1 protein-coding gene is annotated in these 1,457 nt (G+C 59.9%); it reads left to right on the plus strand.

Annotation, left to right across the window (positions count from 1 at the left end):
- On the plus strand, positions 1 to 1,457 hold a 1,457-nt coding region (locus tag ACFSX3_RS24710; protein WP_379313375.1), incomplete at both ends, for a non-ribosomal peptide synthetase.

Consider the following 1,457-nt stretch of genomic DNA (forward strand, 5'->3'; position numbering starts at 1 on the left):
TGCCTGGAAGAGCGGCGGCATGTGCTGCTGCTGGACATGCACCACATCGTCTCGGACGGCGTATCGATGGACGTGTTCGTGGACGAGTTCGCACGATTGTACGCGGGTGAGAAGTTGGCGCCGCTAACGATCCACTATAAAGATTATGCGGTATGGCTGCGGGAGAAGATGCAGGGCGAATCGTACCAAGCTCAGGAGCACTACTGGTTGCAGGCGTTTAAGGAAGAGGCGCCGGTGCTGCAACTGCCGACGGATTACGTGCGGCCGGTGGTCCGCCGGTTTGAAGGAGACCGCGCAGGTCAAATGTGGAGCGAGTACGAGACGGATCGGCTGAAGCAGCTGTGCGCGAAGCAAGGGGTGACGCTGTACATGGCGCTCTTGGCGGCGTACGGGGTGCTGCTGTCGCGCTATGCGGGGCAAGAGGATATCGTGGTCGGTTCTCCGGTGGCAGGCAGAAGGCATCCGGACGCGGAACGGATGATCGGGATGTTCGTGGGCACGCTGGCGATGCGCAGCCGCCCGGCGGGAAGCAAACGGTTCGACGCGTACTTGGCGGAAGTGAAGGTAGCGGTGCTGGGGGCGATGGAGAATCAGGACTACCCGTTCGAGGAGCTGGTGGAGAAGGTGGAGGTACGGCGGGATACGAGCCGCAACCCGCTGTTTGACACGATGCTGGTGCTGCAGAACATGCAGATGAGCGAATGGAAGCCGGAAGGACTGACGATTCGGCCGTACCCGCAGGAATACCGGGTCGCGAAATTCGACCTGACGGTGGCAGCGGTTGAGCAGGGCGGGCGGCTGTATTTCGACTGGGAATACAGCACGGCGCTGTTCAAGAAGGAAACAGTCGAGCGGATGGCCGGGCATCTGGCGGCGATCGTGGAACAGATCGTCGAAACGCCAGACATGCAGCTGGACGAGATTGAGCTGGTCGTAGAAGAAGAGAAGCGTCAGCTGCTAACGGTGTTTAACGATACAAAGGCGGAGTATCCGAAGGACCAAACAATCCACGCGCTGTTTGAGCAGCAGGTGAAGCAGACGCCGGAAGCTACAGCGGTAATATTCGAGTCTGAACGGTTGACGTATGGGGAGCTGAACGCGAAGGCGAACCAGCTAGCCGGGGTATTGCGCGGCCAAGGGGTTGGTGCAGAGCAGGTCGTGGGGATCAAGACGGAGCGCTCGGTGGAGATGATCGTGGGGATTCTCGCGATCCTGAAAGCGGGCGGTGCGTACATGCCGATTGACCCGGCGTATCCAGCGGAGCGGATTAAGTACATGCTGGAAGACAGTGGCGCCGATCTCTTGCTCGTATATGGCGGGGAAGAGGAAGTGCCGACGGGGTATGTGGGAGAAGTGCTGAACCTGGCGGACGCATCGCTGTACATAGGCGACACCGCAAACGTGCCAGCAGCAAGCGGGCCAAACGATCTGGCGTACATGATCTACACGTCAGGATC

The sequence above is a fragment of the Paenibacillus rhizoplanae genome (genome assembly GCF_042684125.1).
Taxonomy (GTDB): domain Bacteria; phylum Bacillota; class Bacilli; order Paenibacillales; family Paenibacillaceae; genus Paenibacillus_AQ; species Paenibacillus_AQ rhizoplanae.